At 73.4% G+C, this 17,626-nt stretch carries 18 protein-coding genes; 11 read left to right on the top strand and 7 right to left on the bottom strand.

What is annotated here, in order from left to right; genetic code table 11:
* The coding region (locus tag AC529_RS14120; RefSeq protein ID WP_157080217.1) for an ABC transporter ATP-binding protein at positions 1-708 on the bottom strand (708 nt) is incomplete at its 3' end.
* Positions 709-1,271: 563 nt separating this feature from the next.
* Here AC529_RS14120 and lnt point away from each other — a divergent pair.
* Positions 1,272-2,846 (top strand): apolipoprotein N-acyltransferase, encoded by a 1,575-nt coding sequence (lnt, locus tag AC529_RS14125; protein WP_068757437.1) that lies wholly within the window; start codon positions 1,272-1,274, stop codon positions 2,844-2,846.
* A 49-nt stretch (positions 2,847-2,895) separates the two neighbouring features.
* Here lnt and AC529_RS14130 read toward each other — a convergent pair whose 3' ends face one another.
* On the bottom strand, positions 2,896-3,861 hold the full coding sequence (locus AC529_RS14130) for an aldo/keto reductase (protein WP_198156432.1): 966 nt from the start codon (positions 3,859-3,861) through the stop codon (positions 2,896-2,898).
* Positions 3,862-3,971: 110 nt separating this feature from the next.
* On the opposite strand from AC529_RS14130, the gene AC529_RS14135 reads away from it, so the two are divergent.
* Positions 3,972-4,514, top strand: coding sequence for an FxsA family protein (locus AC529_RS14135; RefSeq protein WP_068757440.1), 543 nt, complete (start codon positions 3,972-3,974; stop codon positions 4,512-4,514).
* Positions 4,515-4,553: 39 nt separating this feature from the next.
* Here the strand turns inward: AC529_RS14135 and AC529_RS14140 are convergent, their stop codons facing one another.
* The gene (locus AC529_RS14140; RefSeq protein WP_068757441.1) at positions 4,554-4,838 is read right to left on the bottom strand and encodes a hypothetical protein; all 285 of its coding nucleotides are present in this window, start codon (positions 4,836-4,838) and stop codon (positions 4,554-4,556) included.
* 178 nt (positions 4,839-5,016) lie between these two features.
* Here AC529_RS14140 and AC529_RS14145 point away from each other — a divergent pair, with 178 nt between their 5' ends.
* From AC529_RS14145 to AC529_RS14155, 3 genes are all read left to right on the top strand, one after another.
* On the top strand, positions 5,017-5,850 hold the full coding sequence (locus tag AC529_RS14145) for a helix-turn-helix domain-containing protein (protein ID WP_232306735.1): 834 nt from the start codon (positions 5,017-5,019) through the stop codon (positions 5,848-5,850).
* Positions 5,825-6,013, top strand: coding sequence for a DUF397 domain-containing protein (locus tag AC529_RS14150; RefSeq protein ID WP_068757444.1), 189 nt, complete (start codon positions 5,825-5,827; stop codon positions 6,011-6,013). Before AC529_RS14145 ends, AC529_RS14150 begins: the two co-directional genes overlap by 26 nt.
* Positions 6,014-6,130: 117 nt before the next feature.
* On the top strand, positions 6,131-6,910 hold the full coding sequence (locus tag AC529_RS14155; RefSeq protein WP_068757445.1) for an HAD-IIA family hydrolase: 780 nt from the start codon (positions 6,131-6,133) through the stop codon (positions 6,908-6,910).
* Between the two features lie 67 nt (positions 6,911-6,977).
* Here AC529_RS14155 and AC529_RS14160 read toward each other — a convergent pair whose 3' ends face one another.
* Complete coding sequence (locus tag AC529_RS14160; RefSeq protein ID WP_068757447.1) at positions 6,978-7,361, bottom strand: RNA polymerase-binding protein RbpA; 384 nt, start codon at positions 7,359-7,361, stop codon at positions 6,978-6,980.
* Between the two features lie 331 nt (positions 7,362-7,692).
* Between AC529_RS14160 and AC529_RS14165 the strand changes: the two genes are divergently transcribed.
* Complete coding sequence (locus AC529_RS14165) at positions 7,693-9,198, top strand: cytochrome P450 family protein (protein ID WP_157080209.1); 1,506 nt, start codon at positions 7,693-7,695, stop codon at positions 9,196-9,198.
* Positions 9,199-9,228: 30 nt separating this feature from the next.
* Here the strand turns inward: AC529_RS14165 and AC529_RS14170 are convergent, their stop codons facing one another.
* Together AC529_RS14170 and AC529_RS14175 are read right to left on the bottom strand one after the other, a co-directional pair.
* Positions 9,229-10,602, bottom strand: coding sequence for an MFS transporter (locus AC529_RS14170; RefSeq protein WP_068757451.1), 1,374 nt, complete (start codon positions 10,600-10,602; stop codon positions 9,229-9,231).
* A 50-nt stretch (positions 10,603-10,652) separates the two neighbouring features.
* Positions 10,653-11,453, bottom strand: a complete 801-nt coding sequence (locus tag AC529_RS14175) for a glycerophosphodiester phosphodiesterase (protein ID WP_198156433.1) — start codon at positions 11,451-11,453, stop codon at positions 10,653-10,655.
* 175 nt (positions 11,454-11,628) lie between these two features.
* Here AC529_RS14175 and AC529_RS14180 point away from each other — a divergent pair, with 175 nt between their 5' ends.
* The 3 genes from AC529_RS14180 (at position 11,629) to AC529_RS14190 (ending at position 14,859) form a co-directional block, all read left to right on the top strand.
* A complete protein-coding gene (locus AC529_RS14180) occupies positions 11,629-12,015 on the top strand; it encodes an Rv3235 family protein (RefSeq protein ID WP_232306736.1) in 387 nt (128 codons plus the stop codon).
* A 112-nt stretch (positions 12,016-12,127) separates the two neighbouring features.
* On the top strand, positions 12,128-13,894 hold the full coding sequence (locus tag AC529_RS14185; RefSeq protein ID WP_068757453.1) for a serine/threonine protein kinase: 1,767 nt from the start codon (positions 12,128-12,130) through the stop codon (positions 13,892-13,894).
* 119 nt (positions 13,895-14,013) lie between these two features.
* Complete coding sequence (locus AC529_RS14190) at positions 14,014-14,859, top strand: DUF817 domain-containing protein (protein ID WP_232306737.1); 846 nt, start codon at positions 14,014-14,016, stop codon at positions 14,857-14,859.
* Here AC529_RS14190 and AC529_RS14195 read toward each other — a convergent pair.
* Positions 14,847-15,827, bottom strand: coding sequence for a helix-turn-helix transcriptional regulator (locus tag AC529_RS14195; RefSeq protein ID WP_068757455.1), 981 nt, complete (start codon positions 15,825-15,827; stop codon positions 14,847-14,849). The two genes, AC529_RS14190 and AC529_RS14195, sit on opposite strands and share 13 nt — an antisense overlap.
* A 156-nt stretch (positions 15,828-15,983) precedes the next feature.
* Here AC529_RS14195 and AC529_RS14200 point away from each other — a divergent pair, with 156 nt between their 5' ends.
* Complete coding sequence (locus AC529_RS14200; protein ID WP_068757456.1) at positions 15,984-17,192, top strand: zinc-dependent alcohol dehydrogenase; 1,209 nt, start codon at positions 15,984-15,986, stop codon at positions 17,190-17,192.
* Between the two features lie 25 nt (positions 17,193-17,217).
* Positions 17,218-17,571, top strand: coding sequence for a hypothetical protein (locus AC529_RS14205; protein WP_068757458.1), 354 nt, complete (start codon positions 17,218-17,220; stop codon positions 17,569-17,571).
* Positions 17,572-17,626: the final 55 nt, after the last annotated feature.

Below are 17,626 nucleotides of genomic sequence, written 5' to 3' on the forward strand. Positions count from 1 at the left end.
GCCGATGAAGCCGGCGACGAACAGGTTGACCGGGTGGTCGAAGAGGTTCTTGGGCGTGTCGACCTGCTGGAGCTTGCCGTCCTTGAGGACCGCCACGCGGTCGCCCAGGGTCATCGCCTCGACCTGGTCGTGGGTGACGTAGATGGTGGTCACGCCCAGCCGCTCGTGCAACTGGTGTAGGGAGGCGCGCATCTGCACGCGCAGCTTGGCGTCCAGGTTGGACAGCGGCTCGTCCATGAGGAACGCCTGCGGCTCGCGGACGATCGCGCGTCCCATCGCCACGCGCTGGCGCTGGCCGCCGGAGAGGGCGGCGGGCTTGCGCTTGAGGTAGGGCTCCAGGCCGAGCATGGCCGCGGCCTCCTTGACCCGGCGCTCGATCTCGGGCTTGGGGGTCTTGCGCAGCTTCAGGCCGAAGGCCAGGTTCTGCTCCACCGTCATGTGCGGGTAGAGCGCGTAGTTCTGGAAGACCATGGCGATGTCGCGGCTCTTGGGGGGCAGGTCGTTGACGACCTTGCCGCCGATGGTCAGGGTGCCCGCGCTGATCTCCTCCAGACCCGCGATCATCCGCAGCGCGGTCGACTTGCCGCAGCCGGACGGGCCGACGAGCACCATGAACTCGCCGTCCTTGATCTCCAGGTTGAGGTTGTCCACGGCTTTGACGCCGCCGCTGTAGATCTTGTCGACGCCGCTGAGGACGATCTCGGCCATGAGTGCACAGCTCCTTATGTGACCGATAACGGATCGGTGTGTGACTTAGATCGAACACCAGATTGATCGATTTGTCTACCTGTCCGCAATGGATGATCGATTTCGTGATCGATTTGATCGATTTTTTCGGGCTGGGGTGGACTGGCGTCAGCGGCGGCGTTGCGTTAGCCTGACACGCGCCGTCAATCCAGACAGCGGCGTGACGGCCGTGCGCCGTCGGCGCCACCGCGCGCCGACACACGAGCGCGCACGGTGATGGACGAGTGCGTGAGTCTGGGTAGGCTGACGGCCAGTCCAGCGCTGGACGGACCGGTCTGCGGCCTGGAGACTCGCGCGTCGGACGCCGCGCCATGCACCAGGTTCGGCGCACGGCGTGGGAGGACCAGCACACCGCGGCCGGGCGGGGGGTTGGACCCGGAAAAGGCCCGAACATCCAGTAGACAACGGTCTCCGAGCTCGCCGCCTACGGGACGGAACCGGTCCGAAGGGTGTCCGGGCCTTTCTCCGCACTCCCCGCATCCCACGCGTTCCCCCGACCCCGCCGCACCCCGTAGGCTTCTCGCGTGACCCTCCTTCTCCGCGTCCTGGCCGCGGCCCTGTCGGGCCTGGCCCAGCTCGCCGCCCTGGAACCGTACGGACTGTGGCCGCTGGCCGTCCTCGGCCCGGCGCTCCTCCTCGCCGCGGTCCACGGCACACGCCCGCGGCGGGCCGCCTGGCTCGGCGCGGTCAGCGGAGCCTGCCTCATGGTCCCGCTCATCAAGTGGCAGGAGGTCTTCGGCGTCGACGTGTGGCTGCTCATCGCCGCCGCCGAAACCGTCTACTTCGTCCCCATGGCCGCAGGAATCGCCCTGGTGGCGCGCCTGCCCGGCTGGCCGCTGTGGACCGCGGCACTGTGGGTGGCCCAGGAGTTCTGCCGCGCCCGCTTCCCCCTCGGCGGCTTCCCCTGGGGCAAACTGGCGTTCAGCCAGCCCGACACGCCCTTCGCCGGCTACGCCGCCCTCGGCTCCTCCGCGCTGGTCACCTTCACGGTCGCACTGGTCGGCGCGGCCCTGGCGGCCGCGGCCCGCGCACTGTGGTCGGCCCGCCGCGGCACCACCGCACGCCGCCTGCTGCCGCCGCTCCTGGGCGGCCTGGCCGCAACCGCCCTCGTCCCCCTCGGCGGCACCCTGGCGCTGCACGCCACCGCACTGGAGGAGGACCACACCGCCACCGTCGCCCTCGTCCAGGGCGACGTGCCCAACGCGGGAGAGATGAACATCCTGGGCGAGCGCATGCAGGTGCTGCGCAACCACGTCGACGGCGTCCACGCACTGGCGCGCCTGGTACGCCAGGGCGAGGCCCCCCAACCCGACCTGGTGATCCTGCCGGAGAACGCCAGCGACATCGACGCCTACACCGACCCGCAGGCGGCCGACCTCATCTCCGCCGCAGCCGACGACATCGGAGTGCCGCTGCTGTTCGGCATCACCCGCTACAGCCCCGACGGCACCGAACGCGAGATCCGCAGCGTGGTGTGGCACCCCGCCAGCGGCCCGGGCGACCACTACACCAAGCGCTACCTGGTGCCCTTCGGCGAGTACGTGCCGATGCGCGACCTGTTCGCCACCGTCGTCACCCGCCTGGAGCAGGTCGGCAGCGACGCCGTCCCCGGCACCGAGCCCGGGGCGCTGGACATGAACGGCACCACGGTCGCCGCCGCCATCTGCTTCGACATCGCCTTCGACCTGCCGGTGCGCGAGTCGGTGGCCGCGGGCGGCCAGATCATCGTGGTGCCCACCAACAACGCCAACTACAACTTCACCGGCCAGTCCGCCCAGCAGCTCGCGATCACCCGGCTGCGCGCCGTGGAGCACGGCAGGCCCGCCGTGGTCGCCGCCACCAGCGGCATCAGCGCCGTGGTCGACCAGCGCGGACACGTCCTCTACCGCTCCCCGGAGGCAGAACCGGCCGTCCACGTCGCCGAGGTCCCCGCCATGCGCGGCCTGACCCCCGCCACCCGGCTCGGCGCCCTCCCCGAGACCGCCCTGGCCCTGCTCGGCCTGGGCGCGGTCGCCGCAGCCCTGCTGCGCTCCCGCCGCAACCGCGCCCGGCAGGAGCAGCCGGACGGCCACGACACCGCGCCCCTGCCCACCGGCTGACCCCCACACCCCGCCCGGGAGGGCCGCCGGCCCTCCCGGGCGGGGAAGGTCAGGGCACCCGGGTGCCGGGCGGCACGATCGCGTCCAACGCCGCCAGGTCCTCGGCGGCGGGCTCCCAGCGCGCCGCCGCGGCATTGGCGCGGACCTGCTCGGCACTGGTGGCCCCGGCGATCACCGACCCCACCACCGGCCGGGCCAGCAGCGCCGAGACCGCCACCTCCAGCAGGGTCAGCGAACGCTCCGCCGCGTAGGCGGTGAGCCGCTCCACCGCGTCGAACCGGGCCTCGGTGAGCCGGTCGGCGATCCCCCACGCCGCATACCGGCTGTCGGCCGCAGGCGCGACCCCCCGCCGGTACTTGCCCGTCAACAGCCCGCTCGCCAGCGGGAAGTACGGCAGCACGCCCACCCCGAAACGCTCGGCGGCGGGCAGCAGCTCGGCCTCCACCCGCCGGTCGAGCAGGCTGTACTCGTTCTGCGCGCTCACGAACGGCACCAGCCCCCGCGAGCGGGCCGTCCACGCGGCGTCGGCGACCTGCCAGGCGGCCAGGTTGGAGGAGCCCACGTAGCGCACCTTGCCCTCGCGCACCAGCTCGGTGAGCGCCTCCAGGGTCTCCTCGACCGGAGTGAGCGGGTCGGGCCAGTGAAGCTGGTACAGGTCGATGTAGTCGGTGCGCAGGCGGCGCAGCGACCGCTCCACGGCCCTGCGGATGTAACGGCGGGAGCCGCGCGCCCCCCAGTCGGGGCCGTTGGCCCCCTTCAGGTCGCTGCCGAACTTGGTGGCCAGCACGAACTCGTCGCGGCGCCCCTGGAGCACCTCGCCGAGGATCTCCTCGGAGTCGCCGTAGGAGTCGGCGGTGTCGATGAGCGTGATCCCGGCCTCCTGGGCGGCGTCGACCACCTTGCGGGCGCCCTGGGCGTCCACCCGGCCCCGCCAGCCGAAGTTGTTGGTCCCCAGGCCCACCACGGACACGACCAGACCGGAGTCGCCGAGACGGCGGTATCGCATCGATGTCATACCACGATCGAATCGCGCACCGGGCCCGCTTATTCCCCGCACCGGGAACGCCGCGCGGGCGCGCCGCGTTGACAGGAGGAGAGTCGTTCCCGGCCGTTGGATGGGGCACCATGCCGCTGTTGACCGTGATCGCGCTGATCGCGCTGCCGTTCCTGGAGATCGGGCTGATGGTCCTGGTGGGCAGCCAGATCGGGGCCGCCTGGACGATCGTGGCGCTGGGCGCGCTGAGCCTCGCCGGCGTGCTGGTGGTGCGCCACGCCGGACGCGGCGCCTACGCCGACCTCCAGCGGGCGCTGCGCACCGGCGAGCCGCCGCGCGCCGACCTGCTGGACACGCTGATGCTGCTGGCCGGCGGCGTCCTGCTGGCCGTCCCCGGCTTCCTCACCGGCCTGGCGGGCGCGCTCATGGCGCTGCCCCCCACCCGCCCCGCGCTGCGCTGGGCCGTCGACGGCTGGCTGCGCAGGCGCCTGGAGCGCGTGCGCGCCCAGATGGAGGCCGACCTGCTCACCCTGCGCGACTACGCCTCCGGCGCGGCCGGGCCCGACGGCGGCTTCCGCCCCGGCCGGGGCCGGGTCATCCAGGGCCGCGTCATCCACGACGAACCCGGCCAGGACGGCCCCGGGGAGGGCACGCCGCCCGTCCTGCGCGGCTAGCCGTCCCCGGAACCCTCCCGGCCGCGGCCCGCCGCGGGCTCACGCCCCCGAGCCCGCCGGCTCCGGCAGCCCCAGCACCGCGCGGACACGCCGGGCCAGCGCGGCCTCCTCGCCCGCCGGCAGCACCGGGTCGAGGGAGAAGTCCGCCTCCGGCCACACGAAGCACCACATGAGCCGGCGGTCGAACGTGCGCAGCGCCACCGTCTGCGTCCTGCCCTCCAACACCCCGGTGACGGTCATGGTCGGCCCGTCGGGCAGCGGCCGCACCCCCAGCCGGTCCAGCTCCACGCACAGCCTCCTGGCCGCCTCCTTGCGTTCGTTCATCGTCTCCTCCCGGGCGGGGCCGCGCCCCCGTCGGCAGCGGCCGAGAATCCTGAAACCCCCGCCTGGGATCCACTGTCGCGTTACAAACGACAGGAGGAGACCGGAGCCACTGACCTGCCCATTCCATTCGTGCGGGGTGGCCGGTCGTGAAATCGGGGTGGAGGCTGGTGGAACCGTGGTGAAACGTCAGGTCCGCGCAGAAGGGATCAGGTTCGGGACGGAGCTGAGGAGGATCCGGCTCAACGCCGGGCTGACCCAGGGCCAACTGGCCCGGGCGGTCAACGTCTCGACCTCCCTGATGAGCTGCTTCGAACGGGGGACGCACTGGCCCAGACGGGACGTGGCCGAGGCCCTGGACCGCGCCACCGGCGCCTCGGGGCACCTGATACGGCTGTGGGTGGAGCTGAGCAACCGGCAGGCCTACCCCGGCTGGCTGGGCGAGCTGGTGGAGGCCGAACCCCAGGCCACGCTGATCCGCGACTACGCGCCGCTCGCCGTCCCGGGGCTGTTGCAGACGGAGGCCTACGCCCGGACGGTGATCGAGGCCGCCAACTCCCTGGCCACCCCGCGCCAGATCGACGAGCTGGTGGCCGGACGCATGCGCCGGCAGCGGATCTGGGAGTCCGCCGAGCCGCCGGCGATGGTGACCGTCATCGCCGAACCGGTGCTGACCAGCCCCATCGGTGGCCCAGTTGTTATGAACTCCCAGCTCGAACACCTGATCAGCCAGGTGGAGAAGCATAGAATCCGGTTGCAGGTGATACCGGCGGACACCCGGCTGCACCCGGGGCTGGCGGGGATGTTCCTGCTGCTGTCGTTCCGGGACAGAGCCGATGTCCTGTACGTGGAAAACGCCGTGTCGGGAACCATGATCCACGAACCCGACCAGGTGCGGCGCATGTCGATGCTGTTCGGGGACCTCCAGGCGGTCGCACTCTCGCCCGAACGGTCGCTGAACCGGCTCAACGAGATCAGGAGGCAGTTCCGTGGAACTCCGGAAGCAGTGGCGTAAGTCCAGCTACAGCGCGGGCAACGGCGGGGCGTGCGTGGAGGTCGCCGAGACGGCCTCGCGGGTGCTGGTCCGCGACACCCGCCACCGGGAGCTGGGCCACCTGGAGTTCGGGCACCGGGAGTGGGCCGGCCTGCTGCGCGCGGTCAAGACCGGCCGGCTCTAGCGGCCTCCCGCCGACGGGACCGCCCGCGACGGCGACCCCGCCCGCGGCACGGCGTGTTTCACCGGTTACTGGTGGGACAATCGGTACGTGATGCAAGAAACCGGTTACAACTACCTGATGGACATGGACGGTGTGCTCGTCCGCGAGGAGCACGCCGTCCCCGGGGCCGACCAGTTCATCGCCGAGCTGCGCGCCAACGGCACCCGCTTCATGGTGCTGACCAACAACTCCATCTACACCCCGCGCGACCTGCGGGCACGGCTGCTGCGCAGCGGACTGGACATCCCCGAGGAGGCCATCTGGACCTCGGCGCTGGCCACCGCGCGCTTCCTGCAGGAGCAGCGGCCCGGCGGATCGGCCTACGTCATCGGGGAGTCAGGGCTGACCACCGCGCTCCACAACGCCGGCTACATCCTGACCGAACGCGACCCCGACTACGTGGTCCTGGGGGAGACCCGCACCTACAGCTTCGAGGCGATCACCCGGGCCATCCGCCTCGTCGAGAGCGGCGCCCGGTTCATCGCCACCAACCCCGACGAGAAGGGGCCCAGCCGGGAGGGGTCGCTGCCCGCCACCGGGGCGGTCGCCGCACTCATCGAGAAGGCCACCGGACGCGCCCCCTACTACGTGGGCAAGCCGAACCCGCTGATGATGCGCTCCGCGCTGCGCGCCCTGGGCACGCACTCGGAGAACACCGTGATGATCGGCGACCGGATGGACACCGACGTGCGCTCCGGACTGGAAGCGGGCATGAAGACCGTCCTGGTTCTCACCGGGATCTCCGACGCCACCACCGCGGAGCTCTTCCCCTACCGGCCCACCGCCGTCCTCGGATCCGTGGCCGACCTGGTCGGGCGCAGCCGCGACCCGTTCGCCCCGCAGCCCTGCGCCGACTGACGTCGGCTCGGACACAGACGACCGCGGGGCGGCGCCAGGCGCCGCCCCGTGCCTCGTCGGACCGCGGTCAGGCGCTGCGCCGCTGCTCGGACAGGGAGCGCATGTGCTTCTGCTCCTCGCGGCGGCGGGCACGCAGCAGCTCCAGACGCTCGGCCAGCACCTCCTCCAGGTCCTCCATGCTGCGCCGCTCCAGCAGCATGTCCCAGTGGGTGCGCGCGGGCTTGGTCTTCTTCGCCTGCGGCTGCTTGCCGTCGACCATCAGCGCGCTCTCCCCGCAGAAGCGGCACTCCCAGGTCGCGGGGATCTCCGCCTCCGAGGCGAAGGTGATGGCGAAGCGATGGCCCCGAGGGCAGTCGTAGGTCACCTCCTGGCGCGGAGCCAGGTCGGTGTTGCGGTCGTTTTCGTAGCTGGTCGCCCCGAGTCGGGTTCCGCGAAGTGCTCGCTCGGCCATCGTGTGGGTGCCTCCAGGCGCTCTTGCGGTCTCGTGGGTGTCAACGCAACAGTCGGTCTCAAGATTCCCCGGACGGTGAACGCCCAACCGTGCGACAATGATCCGTTTCACGGTGGTCCCGGATCCGGTCCACCGATCCCCGCATTGTGGCCTGGGCCACCTGCCCCGCGGGCCGTGAATCACCGCAGTTCGCCACCGTTTGGCACAGCCTTTGCGGAGCGGCCGCCGCCGCACGGCACCACGCCGAAAACCCGTGCTTTCGCCGCGGAAGCATCCCTGAAACATTCCGCTCCTAGGCTTCGGAGGCGTTCCCCGCACAAGGAGCACTGCCGTGAACCAAGGTCCGAGCCGCCCCCGCCCCACGCCCGGAACACCCCCTCAGCCGCGCTGCCCTGTGCACGCCCAAGCCGTCCCCCTCTACCGGAACGCCCACCGCTCCGACCACGCGCTGCTGTGGGAGGAGCTGCGCGCCCGCTTCGGCGCGGTCGCCCCCGTGGAGATCAGCCCCGGAGTCCCCGGCTGGCTGCTGCTGGGCTACCACGAGAACCTCAACGTGCTGCGCAACCCCGTCAGCTTCTCCACCGACCCGGCCCGGTGGCGCGAGGCACGCGAGGGACGGCAGGAGAACCGCGTCGGCGGCACCGCCCTGGCCGCGGACGGCGAACGCCACCGCCGGATGCGCACCCCCCTCGTCGAGGCGCTGCACGCACTCAGCGGACGCCGCCTCAGCAGGACCGTCACCCGCCTGGCCTCCTCGCTCGTCGACCGGTTCGCCACCACCGGACGCGCCGACCTCATCGCCGACTACGCGGCGCCGCTGCCCGCCATGGTGCTCAACTTCCTGTTCGGCCTCGACGACCGGTACGGCGACCTGCTGGCCCGGCTGTGCGCGGCCCGCGACGGCGACGACCCCGACGCAGCCGAGCGCGCCACCGCCGACCTGCGCCGCTACGTGCGCGCCCTGGTCGCCCGCCGCCGCGCCGAACCCGGCGACGACCTCGTCTCACGGCTGCTCGCCCACCCCGTCGCCCTCACCGACGCCGAGGTCGCCACCGAAGTGGAGACGCTGCTGCGGCTCGGCGTGGAACCCACCGCACACCTCATCGGCAACGCGCTGCGGCTGCTGCTCACCCAGCCCGAGGTCGCCGCCGCCTACCGGGGCGCGGCGCTGCCCTCCGTCGACTTCCTCGACTACGTGATGTGGGCCGACCCGCCGTTGCAGGCCCTGCAAGCCCGCTACCCCACCCACGACGTCCGCATCGGCGGCGCCGACATCAAGGAGGGCGAGGCCCTGGTCCTGGGATTCGCCCCCGCGCACGCCGACCCGGCGACCCGCCGCGGCCACGCCCTCGACGACCTCGCCGGCAACCGCTCCCACCTGATGTGGGGGGCCGGACCGCACGGCTGCCCCGCCCGGGCACTGGCCTCCGAGGTCGCGGCCACCGCCATCGACGTCCTCCTCGACCGCCTCGACCCGAAACTGGACGGGCCGCCCGAGCAGCTCCGCTGGCGCGCCTCGCTGTCGGTGCACGGACTGGCCGCGCTGCCCGTGGTCTTCCCCCCGGAACCGGCCCCCGCCGTGCCGCAGCAGCCCGCCCCCCGCCCCAGGCGCCGCCTGCTGGCACGCACCGCACGCCGCACCGCCGCCCCGCGGGGAGCCCGCTACGGCGCCCCCGGCGACACCGCCGAACCCCCCGCGCCCCGCACACCGACCGCCCGCCACGCGCGCGTCCCCGCACCCGCCTCCCGGGCGACCGGAGCCCGCTACCATGTGCCCGCCCCCGCCGACGAGCCGCGACCCGACCCCCTGGAGGGCCTGCTCGCCCAGTGGGCGTGACCGGGGTTCCCGGGCCGCGGCCCGGGAACCTCAGACCCGCTCGGGCACCCGGTTGCCCGCCGCGCGGATCGCCGCCGGGACGTCCACGGCCAGCAGCAGCACGAACCCCAGGGCGAAGAACACGATCATCGACAGGATCGCCAGCCGGTAGTCCCCGCCGGTGGCGTCCAGCACCACGCCCAGCGCGAGCGCCCCCAGAAACGCCGACCCCTTGTCGCTGATCTCGTACAACCCGAAGTACTCCGCCTCCTTGCCCCTGGGGATGAGCTGAGAGAACAGGGAACGCGACAGCGCCTGGGTGCCGCCCAGCACGATCGCGATGAAGAAGGCCAGCGCGAAGAACTGCACGGCCGCGCCCTCCTGCAACAGCGGCGCCACCGCCACCACCGCGGTCCACACCACGAGACTGCCCAGGACGGCTTTCTTCGCGCCCACACGCCGGGCGATCGCACCCAGCAGCAGCGCCCCGCCGAACGCCACGAACTGCACCATGAGGATCGTGCCGATCTGCACGGTCTGGTCCAGGCCCAGCGCCTGGTCGGCGAAGGTCGCCGAGAACCCGATGACGGTCTGGATGCCGTCGTTGAACAGGATGTAGGCGACCAGGAACAGCAGCGTGCGCGGATAGGCGCGCAGACTCTTGACGGTCTGCCACAACTGGGTGAAGCTGCGGCCCACCGACAGGCGCCGCGGAGCGCCGTCCGGCTCCCCCCGGCGCCGGTTGCGCAGCCGGGCCAGCGGGATCAGGGTGAACACCGCCCACCACACGCCCGCCGACACCAGGCAGATGCGCACCGCGTGCCCCTCCTCCAGGCCCAGGCTCTCGTGGCTGAGGAACAGCGCCAGGTTGAGCGCGAGCAGCAGCGCGCCGCCCAGGTAGCCGGTCGCCCAGCCGCGGGACGACACCGCGTCCCGCTCGTCCTCGGAGGCCAGGTCGGGCAGGAACGCGTTGGCGACCACCACCGAGGCGCCGAACGCGACGTTGGCCACCACGAACAGGCCCGCGCCGAGCACGTAGCGGTCCCCGTGCACGAAGTACAGGCCCATGGTGGCGAACGCGCCGAGGTAGGCGGTCACCCCGAGCAGCTCCCGCTTGCGCCCGCTGGTGTCGACGAACGCGCCGAGCACCGGCAGCAGCACCAGTTGGAGCAGCACCGACAGGGACGTGGCGTAGGGGTAGAGCGAGGCGGGCGTGACCAGCCAGCCGAACACGCTGATCCGGCCGTCGGCCCCGGCGCCGCCCTCGGCGAGCGCGGTCAGGTAGGGGCCGAGGAAGACGGTGATCACGGAGGTGGTGAAGACCGACTGCGCCCAGTCGTACATGTACCAGGCGCGCCGCTCGGAGCGGCGGGCACGGTCCTCGCCGGGAGGGGCGGGGGGCGGCGCGGGAGTGGGGGACGACAACGCGGTGCTTCCTCTCGTACGGGGACCGGCGTGCGGCGGCCGGCGGGTGGTCAGGACGAGGGGGCTGCGGGCCACAGCCCCCGGTCGGTCAGGACGCGGCGCAGCGCGGCGACGTCGTCGGTGACGATGCCGTCCACGCCCGCGTCCAGCAGGCGCCCCATCAGCGCGGGGTCGTTGACGGTCCACACGTGCACCTGGAGGCCCAGGCGGTGCGCGGCCGCCACCAGGTCCCGGGTGAGCAGCGGGAACCCCCGGTAGCGCAGGGGGATCTGCACGCAGGAGACGTCACGGCGGGCCAGCGGGAGCAGCAGCGGCACCAGGGAGGCCAGCCGCACCCGCAGCACGTCCACCGGGCCGCTGGACAGGGCCACCGGGCGGTCGAAGGTGCGGCGCACCCGCTCCAGACGCGCCTGGCTGAACGAGCCGACGCACACCCGGTGCCAGGCGTTGGTGCGGCGCAGCACCCGGCGCAGCGGCTCCACCGCCGCGTCGTCCTTGACGTCGATGTTGAACCGCGCCTCGGGCAGGGCGCCCAGCAGGTCCTCCAGCAGCGGCACCGGCTCGCTGCCGCCGACGCGGGCGCGCGCCACCTCGGCGTAGGGCAGTTCGGCGACGGCGCCGGTGCGGTCGGTCACCCGGTCCAGGACGGGGTCGTGGAAGGCCAGCAGCACCCCGTCGGCGGTGGCGCGCACGTCCGTCTCCAGGTAGCGGTAGCCCAGGCGCACCGCGTGCTCGAAGGCCGCCGCGGTGTTCTCCAGGTCGGTGCGGACCCGGCCGTCCGGGCCGGTGATCCAGCCGCCCCGGTGCGCCAGGCCGATGGGGCCGGGGGCGGCGAGGTACACGTCGCTCACCCGACCAGTATGGCGGGGCGGGATAACGGCCGAGGTACAGAAAGGGGCAGATCGGGAAGCAGCGGGCGGGCAAGCGGGAAAATCCCGGTTCGCATGGTCGAACGGGGCGCGTGGCGACTCTGGAACGGGCGACGACTGTCCCCCCGAGAACCGGCTTCGAGCCGAAGGAGGCGTCATGACTATCGCCACGGACGACCACCGGCGGGGACGCCGGGAACGGCGGCTGCCGGCCTGCCCCTCCCGCCGCCGTGTCCGCCCCGGACGCGACCTGCCGCTCCTCGCCCAACTCGTCGCCGAGGTGCTGGCCGGACAGCGCTCCCCCCGACAGTTGCGCCCCTGCCTGTCCGAGAGCGCCTACCGGAGCCTGCTGCTGCGCGCCGGCTGCTACACCATGCGGCAGCGGCCCCGCCTGCGCATGGTGGTGCTGGACGGCCCCGAACCGGGCGTCGCCGAGGTGAGCGGCGTCGTCGCCTACGGGGAGCGGCACCGCGCGCTGGCGCTACGGGTGGTCTACGCCGAATACCGTTGGGTGTGCACGCACATCGAGACCGACGTGCGCTGACCCGGGGTGGTTCGGGCGCGGCCGCGGCCACGCCCGAACCACCCGGAACAGGCGGTCGGTTTCGTTACTATCGGCAGGGTCGGACGGCACGGCGTACTAGCGGAGGTCAAACGTGGGCCCCTTGGAGAACGGCGATCCGGAACGGATCGGCCGCTATCGGCTGATCGGGCGGCTGGGCGCCGGAGGCATGGGCCAGGTCTACTTCGGTCGTTCCGCGGCCGGGCGGCCGGTGGCCGTCAAGCGCATCCACCCGCACATGGCCACCGACCGGTCGTTCCGCGAGCGCTTCGCCCGCGAGGTCACCGCCGCCCGCCGGGTCAGCGGGGCGTTCACCGCCCCGGTCATCGACGCCGACCCCGAGGGCGAGGTGCCGTGGCTGGTCACCGCCTACGTCCCCTCGCTCCCGCTGGACCAGGCGGTGCGCGACCACGGCCCGCTGCCGGAGCCGAGCCTGCGGGTGCTGGCCGCGAGCCTCGCCGAGGCGCTCACCGAGATCCACCGGGTCGGACTGATCCACCGCGACCTCAAGCCCGGCAACGTGCTGCTCGCCGAGGACGGGCCGCGCGTCATCGACTTCGGCATCGCCCGCGCCACCGAGGGCACGGCCGCCACCCAGTCGATCATCGGCACGCCCGGGTTCATGTCGCCCGAGCAGATCCAGGGCGCCCCCCTCACCCCCAAGAGCGACATGTTCGCCTACGGCGCGGTGCTGGTGTACGCCGCGGGCGGGGTGGGGCCGTTCGGCGAGGGCCCCATGCCCACCATGGTCATGCGGGTCCTGCACCACGAGCCCGACCTGTCGTCGGTGCCGGCGTCGCTGCGCGGGCTGGTGGCGGCCTGCCTGGCCAAGGACGAGCGGAACCGCCCCGGGCCGGGGGAGGTGCTGGACGCGCTCGGCGACGTGCCCGCGGGCTCCTCCTGGCTGCCCCCGGTGTTCATGCGCGGCATCCAGGAACGGGTCGCCCAGGTCAACGCGGCGCTGAGCGGGGCGCTGCCCGCCGACGGCGGCGCGACCGCCGTGCTGGGAACGCAGGGCGCCGCCCACCCCGCGACCGAGGTGCTCGGCGACGACCAGCAGCGGACCTCGGTGCTGGGCGCGGACCCCGGCCCCGCCGGCGCGGCGCCCACCGCCGTCTACGGCCAGCCCAGCGGCGGCCAGGTCCCGCCCACCGCCGCCTACGGCCAGCCCAGCGGCGGCCAGGTCCCCCCCACCGCCGCCTACGGGCAGGGCGCACACCAGACGCCGCCCACCGCGGCGATGCCACCCGCCACCCAGGCCACCCCGCCCTCGCGCGACGACGCCTACGCCGACCTGTACCGCGGCTCCCCCGCCGAGGAGCAGCGCCGCCGCGAACGCGAGGAACTGCGCCGCCGCGAGGAGCGCATGCGCCGGGAAGAGGAGGAGAGGCTGCGCCGCGCCCGCGAAAGGGAGCTGGAACGCCAGGAGGAGCTGCGCCGCCGCCAGGAGGCCGAGCGCGCCCACCGGGAGCGGCTGCGCGCCGAACGCGAGTACGAGCGGCGGGCCCGCGCCGCCCGCGCCGCCGCCGACCAGCCCAGCCTGTGGAGCTTCGTCAAACTGCTCCCGCTGCTGATCATCCCGATCATCCAGATCCCGCTGGGCTGGGGCGCCTCCATCGCCTGGGAGTGGTTCGCCACCACCGAGCTCTACACCGGGGACGGCTGGTACTACCCTGGCCTGCTCACCGTCGACGGCTTCTTCCAGGCGCTGTACCTGGGCTACTTCCTGCTCAACAACGTCGTCGCCGCCGAGTACCTGGTCCGCTGCCTGCGCACGGGGTTCGTGACCGGGACGATGCTGGCCCTGGCGGCCGCCCTGGGCACCAACTGCGCCCTGTGGTACTTCGGGTTCTTCGGCTGACCGACCGCCCCGCAACCGGCATTCCCCCCAGTGGCCACAACAGGCCGCAACCTCGGACAAGCCCCTCCGGCCCGCTATGGTGCTGCCCCGACGCTGCCCGACACGGCGGAGGAGGCCCGGTGGGAGCACGACGGCGGCCCCTGGAGGCGGCACTGGACCGGGTCGAGGCGCACGGCCGCGCCGGACGCACCACCGCCCAGCTCATCCGCTTCGGCCTCGCCGAGGCGGCAGCGTGCGCGTTCGCGGCGTGCGTCTTCACCGGCCTGGCCCTGTCCACCGTGCTGCCGCTGCCCCTGCCCCGCTACGACGCACTCCTGGTCTACCTGGTCGCGGTGACCGCGGTGTTCTGGGCGCTGCGCCTGGAGACCGGCCGGGAACTCCTCGCCGTCCTCGGCTTCCACGTGGTCGGCCTGGCCTTCGAACTGTTCAAGGTGCAGATGGGCTCCTGGACCTACCCCGAACCCGCCTGGACCAAGATCGCCGGCGTCCCCCTGTACAGCGGATTCATGTACGCCGCGGTCGGCAGCTACGTGGCGCGCGCCTGGCGGCTGCTCGACCTGAGGCTCACCGGCTACCGGCGCGCCGCCACCGCCGCCGTGGCCGCCGCGGTCTACCTCAACTTCTTCGCCCACCACTGGCTGCCCGACCTGCGCGCCCTGCTCGCGGTCGCGGTGCTCGCGGTCACCTGGGGCACGTGGGTGCACTTCACCGTGGGACAGACCCGCTACCGCATGCCGCTGGCGCTGTCGTTCGTCCTCATCGGCTTCTTCCTGTGGGTCGCCGAGAACCTCGCCACCCTGCTGGGCGCCTGGAACTACCCCGACCAGACCGAGTCGTGGACGATGGTCTCGCCCAGCAAGTTCGGCTCCTGGGCGCTGCTGGTCACCGTGTCGTTCGTGCTGGTGGTCGCCTGGAAGCGCAGGCACGCACTGGAGGAGGGCGCCCCGGCCGCTCAGTCCGCGTAACGGCGCACCATGGCCCGCGCCAGCGCCAGCAGCCGCTCCCGCAGCTCCCGCGGCTCCAGCACCTCCGCGTCGGGACCGCACTGGGCGAACTGCGCCACCGCCTGCTCCACGGTCTCGAACGGCACCCGCGCCAGCAGGCGCCCACCGGGCTGCGGCTCGGCCGCCGCCAACGCGTCGTGCAGCACGGGCGGCGAGGCGGCGCGCAACAGCTCCAGGCCCCGCTCGGTGAGCAGCACCCGCGCGGTGTGCCGGTACAGGCCCGCCTCGAACTCGCGGGACCACGCCTCCCAGTAGGCGGCCAGGTCGAAACCGTCGGGCCGGTCGAAACGCTCCCCGGTCACGGTGAGCTCCTCCACCCGGGAGGCCCGGAAGGTCAGCGGCCCGCGGCCGGGCGCGGCCGGGTACGGCAGCGCCACGAAGTACCACAGCCCGCTCTTGAGGACCACGCCCAGCGGCGCGAGGACGTGCACCACCGGCTCGGCCCGCCACCGCCGGTAGCGGACCTCCACCACCTGCTGCTCCCACACCGCCGAGGCGATCGCCGCCAGGTGCGGGGCCCGGTCGGGGTCGCGGAACCAGGCGGGCGCGTCCAGGTGGAACCGGTCGCGCACCCGCTGGGCGCGCTCACGCATGCCCTCGGGCAGGGCCGCCAGGAGCTTGCGGTGGGCGGCGGCCATCTCCGCGCCCAGGCCCAGCTCCGCGGCGGCCTGCGGCACCGCAGCCAGGAACACCGAGTCGGCCTCCCCGCTGTTGAGCCCGGTCAGCCGGGTGCGGTAGCCGTCCACCAGCCGGTACCCGCCGCCCGCGCCGCGCTCGGCGTACACGGGCACGCCCGCAGCGCTCAGCGACTCCACGTCGCGGTAGACGGTGCGTTCGGAGACCTCCAGCTCGGCGGCGATCTGCGCGGCCGTCAACCGGCCGCGGTTCTGCAACAGCAGGAGCAGGGAGAGCAAGCGGCTGGCGCGCATACCCCCATTCTCGCCCGCTCCCCGCCCCGGCTTTCTCCCGGACAGAGGGGTTGAGGGCGGCCGCCTCGGATAGAGGGCACCCGCGACGGGACGACAGCACAGCACGCGCCGGCGCGCCGTGGAGCAGTCCCGCCGCCGGCGCGAGAAGGAGACGACATGAGAGCCGTGGTGTGGCACGGAGTGGGGGACATCCGGGTGGAGGAGGTCGCCGAACCGGCCGTCCAGGACCCCCAGGACGCGATCGTCCAGATCACCACCAGCGCGATCTGCGGCACCGACCTGCGCCTGCTGCGCGGCACCCTGCCCGGCATGCAACCGGGCACGGTGATGGGCCACGAGGGGGTGGGGGTGGTCACCGAGGTCGGCCCCGGGGTGCGCAACTTCCGGCCCGGGGACCGGGTGGTGGTCCCCGCCACGATCGGCTGCGGGACGTGCAGCTACTGCCGCGCCGGCTACTTCGCCCAGTGCGACAACGCCAACCCGGGCGGCCGCCGCGCCGGGACCGCCTACTTCGGCGGCCCGCGCGCCACCGGCTCCTTCCACGGCACGCAGGCCGAACGGGTCCGCGTGCCCTACGCCAACGTCGGCCTCGTGGGCCTGCCCGAACGGGTCAGCGACGAAGAGGGCATCCTGCTCTCCGACATGTTCCCCACCGGCTGGTTCGCCGCCCGGCTCGCCGAGGTCACCAGCGGCGACACCGTCGCCGTCTTCGGCTGCGGACCGGTGGGCCTGTTCACGGTCCTCAGCGCCTGGCAGCAGGGCGCGGGCCGGGTGCTGGCCGTCGACGGGGCGCCCGACCGCCTGGAGCAGGCGCGCGCCCTGCACGCCGAGGTCGTCGACTACACCGCCGAGGACCCGGTGGCGGCCCTGGTCGAGCTGACCGGCGGCATCGGCCCCGACCGGGTGGTCGACGCGGTCGGCGCGGACGCCCACCGGCCCGCCGGCGGAGCCGCCGCCGCGGCCGAGGACGACGTGCACCGCCTGGAGAAGGAGCACGCGGCCACCGTGCCCAGCGCCCGCACCGGGGACGGGCAGACCGTCGGCGGGGGAGGAGCCCAGGCCCTGCACTGGGCCGTGGACGCGGTGGCCAAGGCGGGGACGGTCGCGGTCGTCGGCAGCTACCCGCCCGACGCCGACGCCTTCCCCGTCGGCCGGGCCATGAACAAGAACCTCACGGTCAACGCGGGCCACTGCAACCACCGCGCCTACATCCCGCAACTGCTGGACATGGTCGCCTCCAAGCAGCTCGACATCACCTCGGTGCTCACCCGGGAAGAACCCGTCACCGGTGACGTCCTGCACGCCTACGAGGCGTTCGACCGGCACGAGCCCGGCTGGACCAAGGTGGCGCTCACCGCCGTGTGACCGCGACGACGAACGAGGAGGCCCGATGCCGTCACTACGTCGCGACGACCTGATGATCCCCGACTACGAGTACCTGCCGCTGGGCACGCTGCAACACCGCATCCGCGCCCTGGACCAGGAGCAGATGCGCCAGCTCATCGCCTACGAGGAGGCGCACGCCCGGCGCACCCCGGTGCTGGAGCTGATGTACCAGCGGCTCCGGAGCCTCCAGGAGGGGGCGCAGCCCTCCTCCGGGGACCAGACGGCCGCCCCCGAGGTGCCGCCGCCCGCCTCGGGCGACTCCCCGGTGAGCCGGGCCGGGCAGGCGCCCGCCGCCGGCCCGCCGCCGCACGGAAACCCCGCCCAGCCGGGCAGGGCCAAGGGCGACCGCCGGACCTGACCACCAGGGCACCGCCCGGCGCGGGCCGACCGGCCCGCGCCGGGCGGTGCTGTCC

It is taken from the genome of Thermobifida cellulosilytica TB100, from assembly GCF_001517975.1.
Classification (GTDB): Bacteria; Actinomycetota; Actinomycetes; order Streptosporangiales; family Streptosporangiaceae; genus Thermobifida; species Thermobifida cellulosilytica.